Consider the following 2,425-nt stretch of genomic DNA (forward strand, 5'->3'; position numbering starts at 1 on the left):
TTTTATCTGATATTCATACAGAAATATAATGGCAATTAAGATTATCCTTATCCTAATTTTAATTTTCTTTGCGATAATAAAAATTCAAGACGCAGGTATCATTTTTTTTATTAATTACAAAATATAGGATATTTATGAAAAATATTATTTTAGCACTAGGTTTATTATCATTATCTTCTGTTGCTGTTTCGGCTGAATTAACAAAATCTTGCGAAGATTATTTTAAAGAAACTGATGCCTATGTCGCATTAATGGAACAAAATGATGCAACTAAAGCACAAGCAGAAACAATGAAAGCACAATATGCTCAATCAAAAGAACAATTTGCTGCATTACCTAAAGATGTTCAAGAAAGCACCTGTAAACAAGCTTTAGATTCTTTAGAGCAAATGAAAAAAATGTCTGCTGGTCAATAAAAAATAGATTTAATTAAAGTCTTATGTTTAGAGAATAATAAGGCTTTATTTTTATTTCAAATTTAAAATTTTCCAATGTAACAATGACCATATAATAACCAGTGTTATTATATGGTCATCTTAATATTATTTTAATATAAACTATTTCTTTCTTGTTTTTTTGTGGAAATATTTCTTTTTTACTTAATATTACAATCTCTAATCAAGATAATTATCCCGCCATAACCCATCTATTTATATTATTATTTTATATATTCTTGTTACTTGAATAAAGAATGCTTTTTATATGAAATAATTGTAATTCATTTTGTCGTCTATAAATTTTATGGAATAATTATTTACATCTATTTATTGCTCCTATTTAAGATATGAATTGGTCTTTTATTCTAATTTTAGCTCTATTTGTAGTTGTTGGTTGTGTTGATAAAGAGAGGAATACATCTGGCTCTATAGAAAAGGTGGCAACAGAGATAGCGACTCCTACTGTTCAATATCACCACGATGAAAGTCGTTATCCCACATTTATGTTATCAAAACAATCTCGTTTTGAAATGCAAGCCAAGGAGGAAAAACAGAAATTCAATCAATTATTTAAATTTGGATTTGAAGAGCCAACCACATCTACTAATAGCGAATATTCCTATAAAAAGGAACAACGTATAAGAAAGAATGACCAGTCAATGATTATTCTGCCAGAAGCGATACCTGTATGGAATAAAGATAAACAAGAAGTTGAAGTTAAGTGGAGCTACAGACCAAAATATGTTTTTGATGCATATTAAATTTAACCTTTATGTTTTAGGAAGACTATGCGCCCAATTTTTTTGTTAATACCATTTATGTTTTTAATTGGCTGTACCGAGCAAATGAGTGTCGGAATTGGCACTTCTAGAACGCATAATATAGGATATCCGGTTTGTTCAACATTAGTTTGTGGAAAGAATACGCGAACAGTTGAAGAACAAAAGGCAATTAATGAAGCGGTGCATGAACAGCAAAGAGCTATTATGCGAGGAGAAAAACCAGATTTAAAAATTATTGCCTCATATTAAATAATACCATCAAGGAGAGTCTATTTTTTGTCCTTGATGGTATAGTCAATATAAGCGCTAAGCTAAGATAGCGATGTTATGTTGTTTATAATAAATTTTACTCTTTGGTTAACATCGGCTTTGGGTAATTCAATTAAGGTATAATTATACTGTCTATATATCGCCAGCATCGCTTGATAAGTTGCTACGGCTTCATCAAATGTCTGTTGGCGCTCTTTATCTTGTAAGTAAATTTCTTTCCATGGTGGAGCTATAAACACGGTTGTAGAATATCTATATAGCCTTATTGCGTTTTCAAGATGTTGGGGAATAGGGCGCTCACAAAAGTGTAAATAACCTGCTATATCCGGTATGCCTCGGTCATAAAAATAAGGTTTGCTGTTATCATCTATATTGGATGCATCATGCCATGATCGTAGCTCCCAGCTTAACATTAACTCAGCAAAAGCGATCGGATCAATCCAAGGAAGGGCTGAACCACCAATATGACTTTGATCTTGAATAATGGCTCTACCTGCTTCTATTGAGCAAGAGTAGCCATTTCTTCTTAACTTATTGATAATAGTGCTTTTACCAGAGCCGGGACCTCCGGTTAAAATAATACGGCAAGGTTTTTGGGACATAGTAATTCCTTAAATAATATATTTTGACTTTAAATGATTGAGGGCTGAATGCAGAAATTTTTAGAGGGAGAAAGGCGAAAAATAAGCAGTGCTAGCAAAGAAAGAGAACAAGTAAAGGAGGACAAGATATTACAATTATAATCGAAAAGAGAAAATATCAAAATAAAGCCGCATCAAAGATCAATCAATATCTATCGACCTCTTTTATAACTTATCAGGTTACTTTGTATTGCTATTTTAATAACTGATACGCATTTATGCAGATTTAAGCACATAAATCCAAATAGAAGCACTATCTGGTCATTGCAAGCTAAATAGATTACTTTTATTATAT

At 31.2% G+C, this 2,425-nt stretch carries 4 protein-coding genes; 3 read left to right on the forward strand and 1 reads right to left on the reverse strand.

What is annotated here, in order from left to right; genetic code table 11:
• The first annotated feature begins 134 nt into the window (after positions 1-134).
• The 3 genes from AACU98_RS16420 to AACU98_RS16430 all read left to right on the forward strand — a co-directional run bounded on the left by AACU98_RS16420 (position 135) and on the right by AACU98_RS16430 (position 1,468).
• Positions 135-416 (forward strand): DUF5339 domain-containing protein, encoded by a 282-nt coding sequence (locus tag AACU98_RS16420; protein ID WP_004242536.1) that lies wholly within the window; start codon positions 135-137, stop codon positions 414-416.
• A 368-nt stretch (positions 417-784) separates the two neighbouring features.
• The gene (locus tag AACU98_RS16425; protein WP_004242537.1) at positions 785-1,198 is read left to right on the forward strand and encodes a hypothetical protein; all 414 of its coding nucleotides are present in this window, start codon (positions 785-787) and stop codon (positions 1,196-1,198) included.
• Positions 1,199-1,225: 27 nt separating this feature from the next.
• On the forward strand, positions 1,226-1,468 hold the full coding sequence (locus AACU98_RS16430; protein WP_004251481.1) for a hypothetical protein: 243 nt from the start codon (positions 1,226-1,228) through the stop codon (positions 1,466-1,468).
• A 62-nt stretch (positions 1,469-1,530) separates the two neighbouring features.
• On the opposite strand, the gene AACU98_RS16435 is transcribed toward AACU98_RS16430, so the two are convergent.
• Positions 1,531-2,091, reverse strand: a complete 561-nt coding sequence (locus AACU98_RS16435; RefSeq protein ID WP_004247920.1) for an AAA family ATPase — start codon at positions 2,089-2,091, stop codon at positions 1,531-1,533.
• Positions 2,092-2,425 lie beyond the last annotated feature (334 nt).

The sequence above is a fragment of the Proteus sp. G4380 genome (assembly GCF_963885725.1).
Classification (GTDB): domain Bacteria; phylum Pseudomonadota; class Gammaproteobacteria; order Enterobacterales; family Enterobacteriaceae; genus Proteus; species Proteus mirabilis.

What these genes read in the sequence shown, in the direction of transcription:
- AACU98_RS16420 (WP_004242536.1), top strand. Translation starts at nt 135, where the DNA reads ATGAAAAATATTATTTTAGCACTAGGTTTATTATCATTATCTTCTGTT.
- AACU98_RS16425 (WP_004242537.1), top strand. Translation starts at nt 785, where the DNA reads ATGAATTGGTCTTTTATTCTAATTTTAGCTCTATTTGTAGTTGTTGGT.
- AACU98_RS16430 (WP_004251481.1), top strand. Translation starts at nt 1,226, where the DNA reads ATGCGCCCAATTTTTTTGTTAATACCATTTATGTTTTTAATTGGCTGT.
- AACU98_RS16435 (WP_004247920.1), bottom strand. Translation starts at nt 2,091, where the DNA reads ATGTCCCAAAAACCTTGCCGTATTATTTTAACCGGAGGTCCCGGCTCT.